The following is a 22079-nucleotide window of genomic DNA, read 5'->3' on the forward strand; positions in this document are numbered from 1 at the left end:
CAACTTGAAGTAACTGTTATATGTACCGATACACTGTTATACACCATAGCCTCTATACTCATTCTAAGAGTAAAAAGGAGGAAGCAAAATGATCATTTTTAATTACATTTTAGTATGTATTATTTTCGGGACAACATTTTTAACGATAAAAATTGGAATTGAAGCAGGGGCGCCACCGTTGTTTTCAGCAGGAATTCGCTTCTTTTTAGCGGGCATAATCCTTATGATTATTTTTAAATTAAAGCGAAAAGAAATTATGCCACATATATTTTCAAAACGCATTATGTATGCTGGATTTTGTTTAACATTTATGACATTCACAAGTTTATATTGGTCAGAACAATATATTTCTTCGGGATTAGCTGCTGTTCTTTCTGCTACGGGACCAATGATGATTTTATTAATACAAGCAAAGAGGAATAGGGAGAAATTACAAAAGGAACAACTCGTTGCTTTAGTTATTGCACTAATAGGTGTTATATTTGTTTCTTTACCAGGAATGCATCAACAAGTAAGTTTCATATGGAGTATTGCTTGTATTGTTTTAGTTATAGGGGAGTTATTTTACGGAATAGGCTCTATTCGTTCGAAAGAAATACTGTCAGATTTATCAAATGTATCACCATTTCTTATTAATGGTATTCAAATGTTTTATGGAGGTATTTTACTACTAATCGCATCTATTATTGTAGAACAACCAAATGTAACCGTATTAACTTCATGGAGTGTGCAATGGCCTATTTTATATCTCATATTTATCGGATCGATTGGTGGACACGGATTATATTACTGGCTCTTATCAAAAACAAATCCAGTATTTCCATCGACGTGGTTATATGTATCACCATTAATTGCAATAATTGTGGGATATATCATTTTAGGAGAACCTTTAAATCCTACAATGGGAATGGGGGCTTGTCTTATATTGATTGGTGTATTTTTGGCCAATCGTTCAACACTACGGACTTATTTCAAAAAAGGGCGGTTATTAGAGAAGGAGATGTAGTTTAATAAAGCAATAGCCCTGTATATTACAGGACTGATAAAATCAAAAACACAGTTGGAAAAATAACCAACTGTGTTTTTGATAATTAATTCACTTTTTTAATAAAGCCTTTATAGTGACGTTTTACAAGCTGGCTTTCTAACGTCTTCATAGTTTCTAGTGCTACACCGACAATGATAAGTAAGCTTGTACCACCAATTTGAGCAGAAGGTGGTAACGTAGCAATTTTCGTGAATACGAGCGGTAATATAGAAATAGCACCTAAGAAAATTGCGCCGATAAATGTTAAACGGTATAGAATTTTAGTTACATATTGTTCAGTTGCTTTACCAGGACGAATACCAGGAACATATCCATTTTGCTTTTTCAAATTCTCAGCCATTTGTTCAGGGTTTACTTGAATAAATGCGTAGAAGTATGTGAAAGCAACAATAAGACCGACATAAAGTGTCATTCCAATTGGATGTGCGAAATCAAGATTTGCAACTAACCATTTTGATACGCTTGAATCAGGGAAGAGCTGCGCAATTGTACGCGGCGTCATTAAAAATGCAGAAGCAAAGATAACTGGTATAACACCAGCACTATTTACTTTAAGCGGTAAATGAGTGTTTTTTGCTCCTTGATATTGATTGTTTCCTGAAACAGCTTTTGCATATTGGATCGGTATTTTACGTACAGCTTGTTGAATGTAAATAACACCAACAACTATCGCTAAAATTACGAGTCCAATTAAAACAATTTTTATTATATGCATAAATAGCTGATCGCCAGCATTTTGGAATTGTTGTAAATAAATTTGATTTGCAACATTTGGAATGGCGGCAACGAGACCTGCGAAGATAATCATCGAAATACCATTACCAACTCCGTTAGCGGTAATTTGTTCGCCTAACCAAAGTAAAAATGCAGTACCTGCAGTTAAAACTGTCGCAATAAATAAGTATGTAGTCCAGCTTTGATCTGTTATTAATTGTCCACCTGCTATATTATTAAAGCCATAAGACATTCCGATGGCCTGTATGAATGCGAGAATGATTGTAAAGTATCGAGTGAATTGAGCTGATTTCTTACGGCCCATTTCTCCTTGCTTTGCCCATTCCGAAAATTTAGGTATAACATCCATTTGTAGTAACTGTACTATGATGGAAGCTGTAATATATGGTGTAATACCTACAGCAAAGATTGAGAAGTGTTGCAATGCTCCTCCGCCAAATACGTTTAACATACCTAGAACGTTAGCTTGATCTTGTACTTTTAATACCTCTGCGTTAGTATGAGGAACTGGAATAAACGTGCCAATTCGAAAAACGATTAACATCGCTAGTGTAAAAAGGATTTTCCTTCTTATCTCAGATACTCTCATGAAATTTGAAATCGTACGAAACATTATGTCGCCTCCTATATTTTTATCAGTAAAAAACTGATTATTATACCCTATGAAGTAACCACAAACCTCCTTCCGCACTAAATTCATTTGACAAATGGATTTTCATACACTTTGTAGTTTTCACGGATATAAAAATATAAGGTGTTATATAAGCGACCTTTACACTTTACGTAATCATTCAATACCCATAATATATCGAATAAATTAACAAATGTACATACATACGCATTAAAAATGAATAAATAGGGTCATTTTTTACATTTATTTAATGATAAATTGATAGGACATTATACTGATAAATGCGCTTCGTATATTCCTTTAATCAATTAAAATCCTCCACCTTTTTATTTTCTTACAATTAATATATCGATTTAAAAAGAATGTAAAATCAAATAAAAGTATGAAAGTACATACTACTTTAGTAGTAATAGTAATCAATTATATTTCAATTCAAATTCATCTCCCGCTGATTAAAGTTTCACTTTATATGATTAGAGAATTCTTTTTATTTAAGAAGGAATAAATGTTAAAGAAAGCTAATTAAACAGTGTACATATTTATAGGGGAGAAGATATAAATGAAAGTTGTTATAAAAAAATTACCACCATTAGAAGTAGCGTATATAAGACGAACTGGTAGCTACTTTGAACCGCAAGATCACTGGGGAAAGTTACTGAATTGGTCAATTGAAAATAAACTGTATCCACCAGAGCAATCATTTATCGGAATATCATTGGATAATCCTGAACTTGTTGCAAGTCATAAGTGCCGGCATGATGCATGTATTACGATTCCTGAAAACTTCGATAAAGAAAAGTATCATACTGTGCAATTTAAAAGATTAGATGGAGGTACATATGGTGTATGCCAGTTCTATGATGAACCTCATAAATTAAGTGAAGCGTATCAATACATGTATGCAGAGTGGCTACCAAATAGTGAGTATGATGCAGATTATGATAGAGATAATTTAGAGTTTTGCTTAAATAATGTTGCTGAAGATCTAGAAGGAAAGTTAAAGGTTGATTTATTTGTGCCAATTAAAAATATATAAAAAACAAATAACTTCATTTGTAGCTTTAAAATGAAATTGGAATAGTAGTGAAAGAAAATCTTTTTTCGAAGATAATATTTCTAGCGTAGAAATTTAAGTATGTAGGCTGCAATGAAAGGAGAATCCACATGGATACAATTGTAAATGACAAGTTTTATGAAACGAGAAATCAATTAGTTGAGGAAATTACTTTGTTGAGTAATGCTCAATTTAATAGGAAACCAGATAAGGATAAATGGAGTATTGCACAAGTTTGTCATCATTTAATTTTATTAGATGAGAGAGTTATAACAGTTATTTCATCAGGATTAAAAAAGTTAGATAGTACCCAAAATGAGCGTAAAGAAATTCACACTATTTTATTAGATAGAACGAAAAAGTTTATAGCTCCAGAAATGATTGAACCAAGTATAGAACCATTTGAAGTGGAGCAAATGCTCAATATGCTAAACGAATCAAGAAAAGAATTGATGCGTTTCCTGAGTACAATAGAAGATGAGTCTGTATTAGCGAAAAAATCAGTGATGCATCCAGCTCTTGGAGAATTGCCCCTTGATCAGTGGATAGAACTGATCTATTTGCATGAACAGCGTCATATGTTACAAATCAAAGAGATAAAATTGCTTTGTGAAATTGAAAAGTAAAAATTATTCCCTAGTTATTGATACGTATTATAAACAAGGAAAATGGTTGATTCATATTGATTCAGAAGAAAACAAAAATAGAATGAAATTAGTTGAAAGTGACCAATAAGCTTAAGAAAATATGAAACTATCCGATTTTCTGTATAAGTGTAACCCCGTCTTAAATGAAGAGCGGGGTTATTTTTTTTGAAAGTGTTTTTATTTAGAAGGAAATAAATCAGCAACGAAATTCAAAAAATTAATCATCATAACATATTGTATATGCCCGTTTTAATAAATTGAAATAATGATAAATGATATGTTCTTATTTTGAAAGTACACTTCACACGCTTAAGGAAGGAGTATTCTGTCAGGAAACGATAAAATACAATTCTGTTAGGGGATGTATGCAATTTATTCTCTTTATTTTGCAACAGAACCACCTTCAAAATTATCTTTTGTAGTTGAAGTTTCCTGAATAATAAGTTACATTTTTAAAGTTCAAGCAACTTTATGAAAGTACAAAAAGGGGAGAAATATTATTATTATGCAAAAAATGAAATGGAAGAACTATGTATGTTACTTTGTAATTCTATTACTGCTTGGAACAGCAGTAATAGTCAAACCACCTATCTCTAAGGCTGAGGAATCTGAAGTTAATATCACATTGTTAGGTACTGCAGATATTCATGGTAGATTTATGCCTTGGGATTATGCGCTTGATGGAGCAAATATGAGTGGAAGTTTGACGCAGCTTTATACGGTTATAAAGAAGGTCCGTCAAGAAAATCCAAATACCATATTAGTAGATGCTGGGGATACAATTCAAGGAAACTCAGTAGAATTATTCAACGATAAGCCACAATCGCCAATGATGGTAGCGATGAATACAATGGGGTATGATGCCTGGGCATTTGGAAATCATGAATTCAACTTTGGATTAGATACATTGAAAAAAGTTAGTGAGCAATATAAGGGAAAAACGTTAGCAGGAAATATTTATAAGGAAAATGGAGAGCGCTTTCTTCCTGCATATACAATTGTAGAAAAAGGTGGAATTAAAGTTGGGATTATTGGTATGAATACACCAATGATTAGTGATTTTGAAAAAGGGACAGATCACTTAGATGGTTTAGTGGTGAAAAATCCGGTAGAAGAGACGAAAAAGGCAATTAAGGAATTAGAAGGTAAAGTAGATGTAATGGTAGGAGTTATGCATATGGGATTAGAAAATGAGAATGGTATCCCTGGTACTGGTGTTCAAGATATTGCAAATGCTTGTCCGGAACTAAGCGCTATTTTTGCGGCTCATATGCATAAACTTGTAAAAAAAGAAGTTGTAAATGGCGTAATTATTACAGAACCAGATAAATATGGAACACATATTTCACGTATTGACCTTACTTTTACAAAGCAAGATGGGAAATTGGTTTTAAAAGATAAAACTGCTACCGCTATACCTGTAAAAAATGCTGATGGAACAACGATATTATCTGATCCTACACTTGAAGAAACATTAACACCTTTTCACGAATATGCGAGAGGAGATGCAAATGTTGTAGTCGCTCAATTAAAGGGGAGAAATCTTGTTCCTGAAAATGAAATAAAAGGTATTCCAAGTGTTCAGATTCAAGAAACACCTTTATCAGATTTCTTTCATGAAGTCATGCTCTACTACAGTAAAGCGGATGTAGTAGCCCATCAAATTGATAATGATTATGCCCGTTTGGATATAGGTCCTATTAAGAAAAAAGATATTGCGTACAATTACCAATATGCCTTGGGAGAAATTACAGTATATAAGATTTCTGGAAAAGATTTAAAAGACTATATGGAATGGGCAGCAGGATATTTTAACTCATCTCGTGCCGGAGATGTAACCGTTAGCTTTGATAAAACCCGCCGTGCATCTAAATACAGTACGAACGATTTCTTTGGAGGCGTAAAATACGAAATTGACTTAACAAAACCATACGGAAGCAGAATTACAAATTTACGCTCTATTCGTACAAACAAACCAATCAAAATGAGCGATGTTATGACGCTGGGAATGAATGCATATAGAATGGAGGCTCTTCAGGCAAAAGGGGGAGCTTTAGAGGGGCGTAAGTTTGAACAAATTTGGTCATCTAAACAAGAGAATGCATTCGGAGAAACAGGTGGAACCATTCGTAACCTTGCTATTACATATTTAAAAGAGGTAAAGAACGGTGTATACACACCGAAAGTTATGCATAATTGGAAAATTACTGGTGTAGATTTACATTCTTCAGAGCATAAGGCTGTAGTTGATCTTGTGAATAAAGGGATTTTAGAAATTCCAAAAACAGAAGACGGAAAATACACAAATATAGCATCTATAAATACGAAAGATTCAATTACAAAAGAAGAGATTGTAGCACTCTCACAAAAAGCAAATATTAATCCAAATCAGTTTAAGCATATAAAAACAAAAGGTGAATTTTACAAAAAACTTAGTAGGATTACTAAAAAAATATAAATTATAAGGTTTCTTATAGTAATTGTTATTTTAATAGCATTAAACCCACTCTTACAATAGTAAAGAGTGGGTTTTTATGTTGTTATTTAGATGTAAGTGCACTTTTATTAGAATGAATATAGATAATTAACCAATTGGATGAGCGCCTAAAAGGACTCTTTTTTATTCAAATTAATGTTCATATGTGTTCCGTTCATTATTTATAATATTGACCACAATTTATGTAATTTTGCATAATGTTACATAAATTGTGTATTTTCTCTTTTTTCCGACAGAAATAGACAGTATACTTTGTACAAGCTTTCTATTTCAAAAATTATACGAGGTGAAATAATGAAAAACACAAAGACATTAACTAAGGTAGCATTAACAACAGGATTAGCTTTAACAGCTGTGGCACCATATGGGGTAGGTCATGCAGAGGAAACAGATCAGTTACAAGTTCAAATTCAGGAGGAATCGTTCCGTTCGGGTGAACTTACACAACCGTCACAAAAGGCACCAGAAAATGTAGTAAAGGATGCACTTAAGGAGAAAACAGAGCAAGCTCTGTCCCAAAAACAAGTCAATGGAGAAGCAGGAGTAGACTATAAAGTCCTTCAAAAACGTGGTTCGTATGATGGAACTACACTTGTACGTATGCAGCAAACATACGAAGGAAAAGAAGTATATGGCCATCAATTAACTGCACATGTAGATAATAATGGTGTTATTAAAAGTGTTTCAGGTGATAGCGCGCAAAATTTAAAACAAGAAGAATTGAAAAAACCTATTAATCTATCAAAAGATGAAGCAAAACAATTTATTTATACGAAGTACGGGAACGATATCAAGTTTATTACTGAGCCAGAAGTTAAAGAGGTTATTTTTGTTGATGAAAATAATGGACAAGCTAAAAATGCATACCAAGTTACCTTTGAAGCCGCAACACCAAACTATGTTTCTGGTACTTATTTAATAAATGCACAAAATGGTGATATGTTAAAAAATATGGTACAAGAATCTAACTTAAAGGCCAGTGACAAACTAGTTGGAGCTTTAAAGAAAAGTAAACAAAGCAGTCTTACATCATTAACTGGAACAGGAAAAGATGATTTAGGTATTTCTCGTTCATTTGGTATCTCTAAACAAAGTAATGGCAAATATGCTCTTGCTGATTATACAAGAGGGCAAGGCATTGAAACATATGATGTGAATTACAGAGATATTACTAAAGAAGAAAGCTATTATCCTGGTACATTAGCGACTAGTACTTCGGCAACATTTAACGACCCAAAAGCGGTAAGTGCTCATTACTTAGCAACAAAAGTATTTGATTTTTATAAAGATAAATACAAGCGTAATAGCTTTGATAATAAAGGACAAAAGGTAGTTTCAGTTGTACACGCTTGGGATTCTGAAGAGACGAATGATCCGAAGAATTGGCAGAATGCATTAAGTGCTAATAATGGAAGTATGCTTGTATATGGTGATCCTATTGTTAAAGCATATGACGTAGCTGGACATGAATTTACACATGCTGTTACTTCTAGCGAATCTAATCTTGAATATTACGGGGAATCTGGTGCGATTAATGAGGCACTATCTGATATTATGGGAACATCTATTGAGAAATACGTAAATAATGGAAACTTTAACTGGACAATGGGAGAACAAACAGGATCTGTTTTCCGTGATATGGAAAACCCAGCTTCTGTTCCATCTTCACTAGGAGTACCTTATCCAGATGATTACAGTGAATTTAACGATTTTAATGGATGGGATCAAGGCGGTGTTCATTTTAATTCAAGTATTATTAATAAAGTTGCGTATCTCATTGCAAAAGGCGGTACTCATAACGGAGTAACTGTTAAAGGAATTGGTGAAGATAAAATGTTTGATATTTTCTATTATGCAAATACTGATGAGTTAAACATGACTTCTAATTTCAAAGAATTGAGATCAGCATGTATTCGAGTGGCAACTAATAAATATGGTGCAAATACAGCTGAAGTTCAAGCAGTTCAAAAGGCATTCGATGCAGCAAAAATTAAGTAATTTAGAAATATAGTTATCATTCATATATTAATACATTATGAAAAACAGCTAATATCATTTTAAGGATATTAGCTGTTTTTTTACTTAGCAATGTATTGTTGGAAATAAACTGACTAAGCAATAATTAGGTGCGTTATCTGTAAGAAGTTGCGACAAATAAATAAGGTTTAAAGTGTTTAAAAACAGAAAATTAATAATATATTGACCTCTTGATAGAAAGTCTATAAAATGAAAGCGATAACAAACGATTGCTTTAAAATGATTTCCCTGACCTTTTAGCATTTACAAATATATGAGGGCATACACAAATCTATTTTTTTAAGCATTAATGCAAACGTTTTCGTATTAAAAGGTCATTGAAATACATACGTGAAAATAGCCAATATGGAGGTGAAGTTAAAGAGATTTCTAGATAAATTTAAGCAGTTTTATTCAGTGAAAGCATAATAAATCGTTAGTAATATTTGAAGAAAGGGTGTATGTGGTGCAAATTACAAAAAGATTAATTAATAAAACAATTTTATTACTTACTTTAATCATTATGTTATCATCTGTTTTCTCTTTTCAGAGTGTGAAGGCAGTTTCAAATTTGAAAACAACTGAAATTATCATTCATTACAAAGAAAAGCTTGGAAATACAAAAGACTGGAATCTTTGGTTATGGGGAGAAAATGCAAATGGTACATCTTATGAATTTACTGGTGAAGATGAATTTGGAAAATACGCTAAGATAAAAATAGACGGTGACTATAATCGTGTAGGATTTATAGTTCGAACAAATGAATGGGAAAAAGATGGTGGGGATCGTTGGATTGAAAATATAAAGGACGGTCGTGCTGAAGTATGGATTCTTTCGGGTGATGAAAAAGTATATAACTCTAAGCCTTCATCGGATCTCTCAATTCAAAAAGCAACTATTGATAGTTTCAATGAAATTACTGTAACGACTAATGTCCCGTTTCATATTAAGGAAAAGAAAATTGAAATTGAAGGCATTAAAATTAAAAATATTACTCCTTATGATACAAACAGTGGAGATATTACTAATAAGGTTAAAATAATTACGGAACAGAAAATTGATTTAAAACAAACATACAAAGTTAAAATTGAAAACTTAGCTGATACGAATACTGAAATTGGTAAAGTCATTCGTAGCGAAGAATTTGATAATTTATTTTATTATGGTGGCAACGATTTAGGAAATACATATACTCCGCAACATACAAAGTTCCGTTTATGGGCTCCTACTGCAAGCGAAGCGAAGTTAGTTACATATAAAAACTGGAACGATAAAATAGGTGCTGAAATAAACATGCAACAAGGTGAAAAGGGAACTTGGACAGCAGAACTAAAGGGGAACCAAAAAGGGCTCTTTTATACGTATAAGGTCAAAATTGGTGATAAGTGGACTGAAGCGGTTGATCCATATGTGCGTGCTGCTTCTGTAAATGGGGATAAAGGTGCAGTCGTTAATTTAGAAGAAACAAATCCGAAAAAATGGAAAGCAAACAAAAAGCCAAAATTTAAAAATCCGGAAGATGCTATTATTTATGAGTTACATGTACGCGATCTTTCCATCCAACCTGAAAGTGGTATTAAACAGAAAGGGAAGTATTTAGGTGTAACAGAAAAAGGTACAAAAGGGCCAAAAGGTGTAAAAACAGGACTTGATCATATAAAGGAGCTTGGTGTTACTCACGTTCAGTTTTTACCGATATTTGATTATGCTTCAGTAAATGAAGAGACTTTAAATGAACCGCAATATAACTGGGGATATGATCCTAAAAATTTCAACGTTCCAGAAGGCTCCTATTCTACAAATCCTTATGAGCCAACTGTTCGAATAACTGAATTAAAGCAAATGGTTCAAACACTACATGATAATAATCTTCGAGTAGTGATGGATGTAGTATATAACCATATGTATAACGCTGCTGAATCTAATTTTCATAAGTTAGTTCCAGGTTATTATTATCGTTACAATGAAGATGGAACATTTGCAAATGGAACTGGAGTAGGAAATGATACTGCTTCAGAAAGAAAAATGATGAGGAAATTTATGATAGATTCCGTAACATATTGGGCAAAAGAATACAATTTAGATGGATTCCGTTTTGATTTAATGGGTATTCATGATTATGAAACGATGAATGAAATACGTAAAGCTGTTAATCAAATTGACCCTTCTATTATACTACACGGAGAAGGATGGGATTTAAATACACCTCTTGCAGCTGAGTTGAAAGCAAATCAAAAAAATGCAGAGAAAATGAAAGGGATTGCTCATTTTAACGATAATATACGTGATGGGTTGAAAGGTAGTGTATTTGAGGAAAAGGAAAGTGGTTTTATAAATGGAAAGGAAAACATGGAAGATCGTATTAAAAAAGGTATTACGGCAGGTATTGACTACGATACAAATTCGTCTACCTATAAAGATCCGGAACAGGTATTAACTTATGTGGAAGCACATGACAATCATACATTATGGGATAAACTTGAGTTAACTAATTCAGGTGACAGTGAAGAAGTGCGAAAACAAATGCACAAATTGTCTTCTTCAATTTTATTAACATCACAAGGAGTTCCATTTTTACATGCAGGGCAAGAGTTTATGCGGACGAAATACGGTGATCATAATAGTTACAAATCTCCAGATTCAATTAACCAGATGGATTGGCTGCGCCGTGCAACGTTTAATAATGAAGTAGATTATATGAAGGGTTTAATAGAATTACGCAAAAAGTACTCAGCTTTTCGAATGACATCTGCAGAGCAAATAAAAACACACGTATCATTTATTGATGCTCCGGAAAATACTGTAGCTTATACAATAGAGGGGAATAAAAATGAATACTTTACAGTGGCTCACAATGCAAATAGAGAAGCTGTTGAAATAACACTTCCATCGAAAGGGCCTTGGAAAGTACTAGTAGACAGCAAGCAGGCGGGAAGTAAACCACTTTATGTTGTCCATGACAATAAAATTAAAGTTCCTGCATTAAGTTCATTTGTCTTAAAAACAGAGAAACCGATTAAATAAAAGCGAAGAATGTGGAAATAAATACTGCATTGAGCAAATTTAATAAGGATTGCAAATAAAAAAAGCGAAGTGAAGATTATTCTCACTTCGTTTTTAAAGTTAATGTAATATAATTTCACATACTGTAATTATATTACAATTTAATAAAAGAAATAAGCAATAGATTATTTCTTTTGTTACAGTAGGAGGAGAAGATATCTTTGAGTTTATTTATAAAATTATCTGAAATACATTCGTAATTCAGATAATGTTTATTGTATATTCGAACATATAACGAACTAGATGTTCGAGTTGTATTAATTCCTACAAATCGTTTAAAAATAACAAAGGCGTAAAAAGTATATGGAATTAAAATAGAGAAAAGACACCATTCAAGGTGTCTTTTCTCTATTTTGAATATGAAATGTAAGTAACTCGATTGTATGTAATAGTATGTGATATTTTCACACTAACTGATTAAGAAAAATTTAAAACTCTTTTCTTAATCTATTTGTAATAAATTACATCATAAAATTTTATCGATATAATAAATAAAACTTTCTCAACATTATTTGATTTAATAACTATATTCAACCGCTCTCCAATCCATTACAATAATTTCACATTGAAAATACATGAATATTCTCAATGTTATAAATGGTTTATACCTTATAGGAATACTATGGGAAAGGATGTGAAATATCCAAAAAGAAATCATTTTTTATGATGAAATAAAAAATTTTAATGAAGAAAAAGTTATTTCATTATTTTCAAGTTTCGTTAAAGTGCATGTATTTATAATCACTATGAGACAAGGAGTAGAATCTGAAAAAATTTTTGTAAATTAGAAAATTGCATTTCAAAAATAAGTTAAACGTTTATGGAGGGTTATATGAGCGAGAAAATTTATTACTGGTCTCCGATTAAGCATTGGGAGAAGTTGCATAATGAAGTTTTGATAGGGGAAATGAGATTTACAGGTATTCTGTCTGAGTGGTTTCCAGATTTTTATTTTATGGCTCAAAAAGGTGTGAAAATTAGTGAACTAGTAGAGCGCTTTTCGTTAGGAAATGTAGAAGAGACACAAAAAAACATAGAGCTCATGATAAAAAATCGTGTGTTAGTAAGTAATATACTACACCCAAGAGAAGTATTTTCTTCACAAGAAAAGATTTTTTCAAATCCATATAGCAACCAGATTCGCTTTTCTAAAGAAAAGTTAGATAAGTATATGAGTGAACAATTAAATCGCACGCACGTTGCTGCACGGTCGACCGAAATTCAACTTGAAACAACAAATGGGCTACCTACTATAATCAAGGAACGTCGGTCTTGTCGTCAATTTGATATGGAAAAACATATTAGTTTTTCGGAATTTTCCCGATTCTTATCAACTCTAAAACAGGTTAGGGAAGAAAAAATATACTATCATTACGCAAGTGCAGGCGGGCTCTATCCCATTGATATCTTTGTTTATGTAAAACCAAAACGTATAGAGGATATGAAAGCTGGATTTTATTATTATAACCCATCAAAAAATAGTCTTGTGATTGTAAACAACATTGATCAAGTAATCAAAAGTGATCATGAGTTAATTAATCAGGATTTATTTACTCAATCTGCCTTCTCAGTTTATTTGGTTTATAATGCGAACGCTTCCATCCCGAAATACGGTTCAGATGGATATTTATTTGCTTGTATTGAGTCAGGCATTATCACTGCTACCTTAAATATGGTTGCTGAGACATTAAATTTAGGGGTTTGTTCAGTTGGTCATATGAAATTTGAAGATATTCAGCAATTTTTATGTTTGGATAATCATCAAGTGTTTCTCCATGGGCTTGAAGTTGGCTTGAAAATTAACGAGTAGAAGAAATGAATATTAGGGGGATAAAGATAAAAATGCACATTAAAGATCGAAGTTCGATTCATGAAAATAAAGAAGTAGAAGCGTTTTGGAAGGAGCAATTATCTTCCGAGATTCTCGATTTTTCTGTATTTAAATTTAATAGCGATTACCAACTAAATAAAGAAGCACCTTGTGAGTACGTTCAAGTCATAGTGAATGTAGAATTTAGTAAAAGTATACAAAAAATAAGTAAGTCTCAAGATTTATTATTATTTAGCTGGTTTCAAGCCGCTTTAAGGGTTTGTTTGGCACATTATACAGATCAAGAAAGAATTACTATTGGTATTCCTATAATTGAAAAGAATCTTGAACAAAGTGAGAATCTTAATAAGTTGATTCCTTTAGGAAGTGAAATCCAGCCGCATCACACCTTTAAACAATTAGTAAATGAGATTGAACAAACGACTTTATTCGGGTATGAAAATCAGGAGTATCCGCTCTCTGAATTATTAGTTAAACACAATTTAACTCCTTTTCAAATTGTAATCGGGATGGAAGGATTACATAATGAAAATTCGCTAGAAGAATACGCAGAGAATAATTTAGCCCTATGGATACGAAGAAAATGGAATGAAATACATAATGAATTTGAATTTCAAATTTCTTGCAAGTCCCGTTCATTCTCTTCTTTGCAACAGTTTGCCAATTCGTATTGTTATGTTTTAAAGCAAGTTTCACAAAATCCGAATTTGGCATTGAAAGATATTTGTATTATTACAGAAGAAGAAAAAGAGTTGTTAGAAGGATTGAATACTTTTCAAACGGGCATAGACTTGTTTCAGTCATTTCAAGATTTGTTTGAAGCGCAAGTATTAAAAACTCCAGATCAAATTGCTGTTGTTTGTAATGATCAATCTTTGACATATAGAGAATTGAATAAGAAAGCGAATCAATTGGCTTCTATTCTTCAAAGTAAAGGTGTTTCAAAAGAAAGTATTATTGGCGTTATGGTAGATCGGTCATTAGAAATGATTATTGGTATGATGGGAATTTTAAAAGCAGGAGCAGCGTATTTACCAATCGACCCTAACTACCCAACTGAACGAATTGAATATATGTTACAAGATAGTCAAGCAAAATATTTACTTAGTAAGCGAACAGAGGAAGTATTGCCACAATTTGCAGGTGAAGTACTGTATCTTGATAAAGAATATCTTTTTCAAGGTGAAGAAAGTAATTTAGTACGAGAACATAATCCTAATGATTTAGCCTATGTTATTTACACATCAGGATCGACAGGAAATCCAAAAGGGGTAATGATAGAACAAAAATCGCTAGTTCATTTTTTAAATGTAATGAGAGAAAAAGTAAAAGCTAATCAATCATTCTTGTTTCTTGCTAGTGTATCTTTTGATATTTCCTTGTTAGAAATATGTCTTCCTTTAACGCAAGGTTCAAAAGTAGTAATTGCTACAGAGGACCAGTTTGCAACAAAAGAATTGGCTCTTTTAGTCAAAAAACATAAGGTGGATTTATGGGAATCAACGCCATCGCGAATGGAAGTGATTTTGAGTGATCCAGAAGGGGCAAATTTTCTAAAAGATTTAAAATCTATTTTATTAGCAGGAGAATCATTTTCCATTGATTTGGTTGAAAAAATTCGTTGTATCAGTGAAGCAACAATTTTGAATATTTATGGTCCCACAGAAACAACCATTTGCGCAACAGTAAAAGACTTGAGCACTTCCAAAGAAGTTACGATTGGCAAACCTAACCCGAATTATCATTCCTATATATTGAATAAGTATGGCCAATTAAAACCATTTGGAATTCCCGGTGAACTCTGCATTGCTGGCGTAGCGGTAGCACGAGGGTATCTTGGTAAAAATAAACTGACAGATGAAAAGTTTGTACCGAGTCCTTTTGCGGCAGGGGAAATGATGTATCATACAGGTGATCTCGTTCGTTGGTTGCCTAATGGAGAACTTGAGTATTTAGGTCGAATGGATCATCAAGTGAAAATTCGAGGGTATCGGATTGAATTAAGAGAAATCGAAACTCAATTAAGGGAATATCCAGAAATAAACCAGGCTATCGTTGTTGATCAAGTGTATGGAAATAGGAAATTATTAGCTGCCTACTATGTATCGGATAACAAGGTGTCTTTTGGTGAAATCAGAAAATATTTAAGTGATAAATTACCTGAGTTTATGATTCCTGAAAAAATGATTCAGGTAGAAGAGATTCCGTTGAATCCGAATGGAAAAGTGGATAGAAAAAGGTTATTGGATATAACACAAACGGATTATGTATCAATTCCATACGTTGCTCCGCGCAATGAAATTGAACAAAAATTAGTGCGTGCATGGGAAAAGGTTATGGAGATTGAGGGAATCGGTATTCATGATAATTTTTTTGCATTAAAAGGAGAATCTATTAAAGCACTTCAGGTAATTAATTTATTAAGAAAAGACTGCTTAAAAATAAGTACAACAGATTTTTTTAAACACCCCACAATCGCTCAACTGAGTTCTTGTGTAAAGCTAGAGCATAAAGAGGAAAACCTTGAAAGTAGACCAACTCATGTTAAAGATTTGTCTAAGCCATTTTCCTTAACAGAAGTTCAGACAGCGTATATGATAGGACGGAATTCACAGTTTGAATTAAGTGGTATTTCCCCTCAAACATATTTTGAATATGAAACAGCATTGGATATCAATCGTCTTTCAAAAAGTTTTCAAAAGGTAATTCATCGTCATCCAATGTTGCGAGCTGTAATTTTACCAGAGGGAAAACAGCAAATATTACAAAGCGTTCCTGATTACGAGATTGAAATAGTGAGTCTCATAGATTTAGATGATAGGAATCAACATGCTCGCTTACAAGAAGAGCGTTCTCGAATGACTAACCATGTATTCCCTTTGGGGCAATGGCCTTTGTTTGAATTGAAAGCTTTTCTTTTAAAAGAAGACACGTATTTATTATGTTTTCGATACGATGCTTTATTAATGGACGGAGCAAGCATGAACATTGTTGGACAGGATTTGTTGCATTATTATTATAAACCAAATCAAAAATTAGAATCTTTATCTTTTGATTTTCAAGATTATATGTTTATCTATGATGAAATGGAACAAAGCGAAGAATATAAAACAGCAAAAGATTATTGGACAAGTAAGCTTCCTGACTTTCCTTTTGCACCTTCTTTGCTGTTAAAAAAGGATCCAGCAGAGATTGCTACTCCTAAATTCCAATCACTTACAAAAATCCTGGATAATAAAAAATGGACAAAGCTACGAAAGTTAGCACAAGAGAAAGAGGTAACGCCTTCCGCTCTACTTTGTACAATATATGGTGATGTGTTGGCATATTGGAGTAATCAACGTCGATTAGCAATTAACTTGACTGTATTTAACCGTTATCCTGTTCATGATGAAGTAGAACAGATTGTTGGAGATTTCACATCACTTATTTTATTGGATGTTGATGTAAAATCAGAGCAAACTTTCTTTACTAGAGTAAAAGAAACGCAAGCTACTTTATTAGATGGCCTTGAACATCGTCATTACGATGGAGTTAACTTTATTCGAGATTTTACTCGATATCATCAAATGACGCCAAAAGCAGTTATGCCAATCGTTTTCACCTCGATGTTAGCAGGTGCAGGTGCTTTCTCTTGGGAACAACTTGGTTCTCTTCGCTATATTCATGCTCGGACTCCACAAGTGTATTTGGATAATGTAGTAATTGAAAAAAATGGAGAGTTATTAATTAGCTGGAACTATGTTGAAGAGTTGTTTGATGTTGATGTAATAGAAGCAATGTTTTCCCAATTTGTTGACTTATTGGAACAATTGGTGAAACAAAGCGATATAACATCTTTGCAGATGAAAGAATCGGATCAAACTCTAATTAAGCAATACAATGAAACAACAGAAAAAATACCTTCAACTACCCTGTATCAATTATTTACAGACCAAGTAAAACATACGCCGGATGAAGTAGCAGTGGTATTTGAACAAGAATGGTTAACATACTCGGAACTTCATAAACGTTCTAATCAAATTGCCCACTTCTTAAAAGAGCAAGGTATTGGTCTAGGTGACAAAGTGGGTCTTTTAGCAAAAAGGCGAGTTGAGACAATTGTTAATATGTTAGGTATTTTAAAATCAGGTGCCGCTTATGTTCCGATTGATCCCGATCATCCTTTAGATCGCCAAACATATATTTTAAAAAATAGCTCATGCAAGCTTTTATTAGAACCTAGTCTTTATGAAGAAAATCATTTGTCATTTTATACAACAGAAGATATGCCCGCTATTGCTGGTCCAGAAGATATTGCCTATATTATATACACTTCAGGAAGTACAGGAAAACCAAAAGGAGTAATTATTACTCACCATGCGGTTACAAATACTATTCAAGACATAAATCAAAAATATGAGGTAAATGAAGATGATCGTATTATTGGTATCTCTTCCATGTGTTTTGACCTATCTGTATACGATATTTTCGGAGCTTTAAGCACAGGTGCAATGCTAGTAATGATTCGTGATCCGAGAGACATGCAAGAATTAATCCGCACTGTCGAACGTAGAGGGATTACGATTTGGAATACAGTGCCTGCAATCATGGATTTGGCATTGGATCAAGTAGGTTCTCATTTTGAATATCCTTCTTTACGTTTAGTTTTACATAGTGGAGATTGGATTCCGCTTTCTTTACCAGAAAAAATAAAAAGACATTTTCCGATTGCAGAAGTAGTTTCACTCGGAGGGGCAACAGAAGCATCGATTTGGTCAATTTATTATCCAGTCAAACAGGTGGAATCACATTGGAATAGTATTCCATACGGGATGCCCTTGGCAAACCAAACGTATTATGTGTTGAACTATGAAAAGAAAATGTGCCCTGTTGGTGTAATTGGAGATTTATATATCGGGGGAGTGGGCCTTGCTAAAGGATATTTAAATGATGAAAAGAAAACAAATGAAGCGTTTGTGTCACATCCTGATTTTGGTCTTATATATAAAACAGGAGATTGTGGAAAAATGCATGCTGAGGGATATATTGAATTTTTAGGCCGCCAAGATTACCAAGTGAAAATTCAGGGATATCGAGTAGAGTTAGAAGAAATCTCTCATTGTCTTCTAACTTATAAACAAGTCGAACATGCTGTCGTAATTGATCAAACAGATGAGAACGGAATAAAATTTTTAGTTGCATATGTGGTAACTGAGCAAAATATTAGTACAACAGAACTACGAAAGCATTTGCGAGATCACTTGCCAGATTATATGATTCCTTCTTATTTTGTTTATTTGGAACAATTACCCCTGACTCCAAACGGGAAATTAGATAGAAAAGCGCTCCCTACTCCGGAGAAACAAAAAAATGAAGTATTTATTGCCCCAAAAACTGAAATGGAAAAAATATTAACTAGTATTTGGCAAGAAGTACTCAAAATAGATCAAGTTGGAGTAAATGATCATTTCTTCGCCTTAGGTGGAGATTCGATAAAAGCGATTCAAGTGTCCGTTAGACTGTATCGACAAGGATTCGAGCTTGAACCAAAAAATCTATTTTCATTTCCTATATTAAGGGACATGGTTCAATTTGTTAAAAAGCTAGACCAGTTTTCAAGTTCACAAACAAATGATGTAAATATAATGAACGATAATAAATCTATATTACTAAATGTTAAAGATAAACAACTTAATCAACATACACTTACCAAAATACAAGAAAAAATGCCGGATATAAAAATAGAACGTATTTATCCGTTAGCACCTTTCCAGGAAGTTATTTATGAGCACGCTACGAATGAACCTGATACAAATGCATATTTTGAACAAACAATTTGGGCACTTGAGGGGGAGCTGGATATTAAACTCTTCATTCAGTGTTTCCAACAATTAGTTGATCGTCATGATTCTTTAAGAACAATAATTGTGCAAGATGAACAAGCAAAACCTTGGCAAGCTGTTCTATATGATGTTCAAATAAATTCAGAAATAAAAAACTTAATTGAGATGACGAAACAAGAACAGCAAGAATTCCTAGATCAGTGGATGAATGAAAATTTAAGTCAAGGATTTAAAAATGATGAACTTATGACCCGTCTCTGTATATTCCAACTAGGTAATAACGAGCATAAAGTAATTTGGAGTTCCCATCATCTATTATGTGATGGTTGGAGCGTCAGCATTTTGATAGACGAATTATTCCAGCTCTACGAAACTACAAATTCGGGAACTACGGCGGAGTTACCTATGGTAAAACCTTTTGAAACATTTATAGATTGGACTTTGGCACAAGATCATGAGAAAGCACGTCATTTTTGGCGAGATTATTTATCAGGATACAATCAGAAAATTAGTATTCCTAAAAAGAAAGTCCCATCTAAAAGTGAAGGGTTAAACTTCACTTTTATGGATTTAACATTAGACAAGGATTTGACTAATCAGTTACAGACATTTGTAACTAAAAATAATATAACTATGAATACGGCATTACTAGCTGTATGGGGAATATTGCTTGGCAAATTTAACGGAACGAGAGAAGTAGTATTGCCTAATCTAGTATCAGTCAGACCTCCCGAAGTAGAAGGAATTGAAAATATGTTCGGTCTGTTCACAAATGTTTTGCCTATCCGATTAGCATGGACAGAAACGCAATCTTTTGTGGATTTTCTGCAAAAGGTACAACTAGAGACATTGAAATGTAATGAGTATGCATACTATTCATTTGTTGATATACAAAAGCAAAGTGAATTAAAAACTGAGTTGACTGACCATCTTTGGGTTTTTGAAAACTATCCAACTAATCCAGCAATCTTTTCTTCAAATGAAAACAGACATTTTGCTATCACGGATTACGAAGTTGTTGATGAGCCACATGTAAAGTATGGAATTATGTGCTTCCCTGAAGAAAAACTTACAATAAAGTTTGGATTTGATCAAACGGTATATGAAGCAGAGAAAATACAGGAAATATTAAATCACATCCATGGATTAATCAACATGATTCTTCAAAATCCAATACAAGCAATTGGTGATTACAAATTATAAAAAATGAAAAGGCGAGCAAAAACTCGCCTTTTTAAATAGAATAGGAGTAAATCAAATGACAAAAAACTTGCAGTTATCAGCCGAAGAGATGCGTCAGTTAGGATATCAAGCGGTTGACTTGATTGTTGATCATATGAATCATTTAAAAAGTAAACCAGTTTCAGAAACAATTGATAGTAATATTTTTAGAGACAAGCTAATTGAAACGATTCCGGAAAACGGATCTAATCCAAAGGAATTACTTCATTTTCTTAATAACAATGTGTTTAATCAAATTACTCATGTGGATCATCCTCATTTTATGGCTTTTGTGCCAGGTCCTAATAATTATGTTAGTGTATTAGCAGATTTTTTAGCAAGTGGGTTTAATGTATTTCCTACAGCTTGGATAGTAGGTGCAGGTGCCGAACAAATTGAATTAACGACAATTAACTGGTTAAAATCAATGCTAGGATTCCCTGATTCAGCTGAAGGACTATTTGTCAGTGGTGGTTCCATGGCTAATTTGACTGCACTTACTGTAGCGAGACAGGTCAAGCTGAATAATGACATAGAAAATACGATTGTTTATTTTTCTAACCAAACTCATTTTTCTGTAGATCGAGCACTTAAAGTATTAGGTTTTAAACAGCATCAAATTTGCCGAATTGAGACAGATGAAGATTTAAAAATTTCAGTTAGTACTTTAAGAAAACAAATAAAAGAAGATCGATTAAAAGGGAAAAAACCATTCTGTGTTATTGCTAATGCAGGGACAACGAATTGCGGAGCGGTGGACTCCCTCGATGAATTGGCTGATGTATGTGGTGATGAAGATATATGGCTACACGTGGATGGAGCTTATGGGGCTGCAGCAATTCTCAGTGAAAAAGGAAGGGAGTTATTAAGTGGAATTCATCGTGCCGATTCTTTAACGTTAGACCCGCATAAATGGCTTTTTCAGCCTTATGATGTTGGTTGTGTACTTATTCGAAATAGCCAATGTTTAAGTGAAACATTCCGTATGATCCCAGAGTATATTAAGGATACAGAAACTAATATAGAAGAAAAAGTGAATTTTGGGGAGCGTGGAATTGAACTTTCTCGTAGATTTAGAGCATTAAAGGTATGGCTTTCTTTTAAAGCATTCGGAGTTACAGCTTTTCGTGAGGCAATTGATCATGGCATTATGCTAGCTGAACAAGTTGAAGAGTTTTTAAGGAAAGAAAAAGATTGGGAAGTAGTAACACCTGCCCAATTAGGGATTGTTACTTTTCGTTATATTCCATGTGAGCTAACATCTACAAATACAATTCATGAAATAAACAAAAAATTGGTGGAAGAAATTAATCAAAGAGGATTTGCTATGCTAAGTACGACTAAATTAAAAGAAAAAGTAGTAATTCGACTTTGCTCTATCAACCCAAGAACAACAAAAGAAGAAATACTTCAAATCATGATGAACATAAAAGCATTAGCAGAAGAAATAAACACATCGCCTAAACATCTTATATCTGTTTCTCAACCTTAATATATTAGGCGGATTTTA

Annotated in this window: 10 protein-coding genes; 9 read left to right on the forward strand and 1 reads right to left on the reverse strand. The window is 33.1% G+C overall.

What is annotated here, in order from left to right; all coding sequences use genetic code 11:
* Positions 1-88 precede the first annotated feature (88 nt).
* The gene (locus MKY38_RS08720) at positions 89-1006 is read left to right on the forward strand and encodes a DMT family transporter (RefSeq protein ID WP_114555507.1); all 918 of its coding nucleotides are present in this window, start codon (positions 89-91) and stop codon (positions 1004-1006) included.
* A gap of 85 nt (positions 1007-1091) precedes the next feature.
* Here the strand turns inward: MKY38_RS08720 and secY are convergent, their stop codons facing one another.
* The gene (gene secY, locus MKY38_RS08725) at positions 1092-2396 is read right to left on the reverse strand and encodes a preprotein translocase subunit SecY (RefSeq protein ID WP_065224882.1); all 1305 of its coding nucleotides are present in this window, start codon (positions 2394-2396) and stop codon (positions 1092-1094) included.
* 577 nt (positions 2397-2973) lie between these two features.
* Between secY and MKY38_RS08730 the strand changes: the two genes are divergently transcribed.
* From MKY38_RS08730 to MKY38_RS08765, 8 genes are all read left to right on the forward strand, one after another.
* Positions 2974-3450, forward strand: coding sequence for an AraC family transcriptional regulator (locus MKY38_RS08730; protein ID WP_025709450.1), 477 nt, complete (start codon positions 2974-2976; stop codon positions 3448-3450).
* A gap of 128 nt (positions 3451-3578) precedes the next feature.
* A complete protein-coding gene (locus MKY38_RS08735) occupies positions 3579-4094 on the forward strand; it encodes a DinB family protein (protein ID WP_114555506.1) in 516 nt (171 codons plus the stop codon).
* Positions 4095-4620: 526 nt separating this feature from the next.
* Positions 4621-6573, forward strand: a complete 1953-nt coding sequence (locus MKY38_RS08740) for a bifunctional metallophosphatase/5'-nucleotidase (protein WP_070180184.1) — start codon at positions 4621-4623, stop codon at positions 6571-6573.
* Between the two features lie 333 nt (positions 6574-6906).
* Positions 6907-8610: a M4 family metallopeptidase gene (locus MKY38_RS08745; protein ID WP_114555505.1), complete on the forward strand. Its 1704-nt coding sequence runs from the start codon at positions 6907-6909 to the stop codon at positions 8608-8610.
* Positions 8611-9094: 484 nt separating this feature from the next.
* Positions 9095-11653 carry a type I pullulanase gene (gene pulA, locus MKY38_RS08750; protein ID WP_065224886.1) on the forward strand — a complete coding sequence of 853 codons (2559 nt, stop codon included), beginning with the start codon at positions 9095-9097 and terminating at the stop codon, positions 11651-11653.
* Positions 11654-12524: 871 nt separating this feature from the next.
* Positions 12525-13502: a SagB/ThcOx family dehydrogenase gene (locus MKY38_RS08755; protein ID WP_065224887.1), complete on the forward strand. Its 978-nt coding sequence runs from the start codon at positions 12525-12527 to the stop codon at positions 13500-13502.
* Between the two features lie 32 nt (positions 13503-13534).
* The gene (locus MKY38_RS08760; RefSeq protein ID WP_114555504.1) at positions 13535-20551 is read left to right on the forward strand and encodes a non-ribosomal peptide synthetase; all 7017 of its coding nucleotides are present in this window, start codon (positions 13535-13537) and stop codon (positions 20549-20551) included.
* A 55-nt stretch (positions 20552-20606) separates the two neighbouring features.
* Complete coding sequence (locus MKY38_RS08765; RefSeq protein WP_114555503.1) at positions 20607-22061, forward strand: pyridoxal phosphate-dependent decarboxylase family protein; 1455 nt, start codon at positions 20607-20609, stop codon at positions 22059-22061.
* The last annotated feature ends 18 nt before the right edge of the window (positions 22062-22079 follow it).

Origin of the sequence: Bacillus sp. FSL R5-0585, from assembly GCF_038004545.1 — a bacterium.
In the GTDB taxonomy this organism is placed as follows: Bacteria; Bacillota; Bacilli; order Bacillales; family Bacillaceae_G; genus Bacillus_A; species Bacillus_A cereus.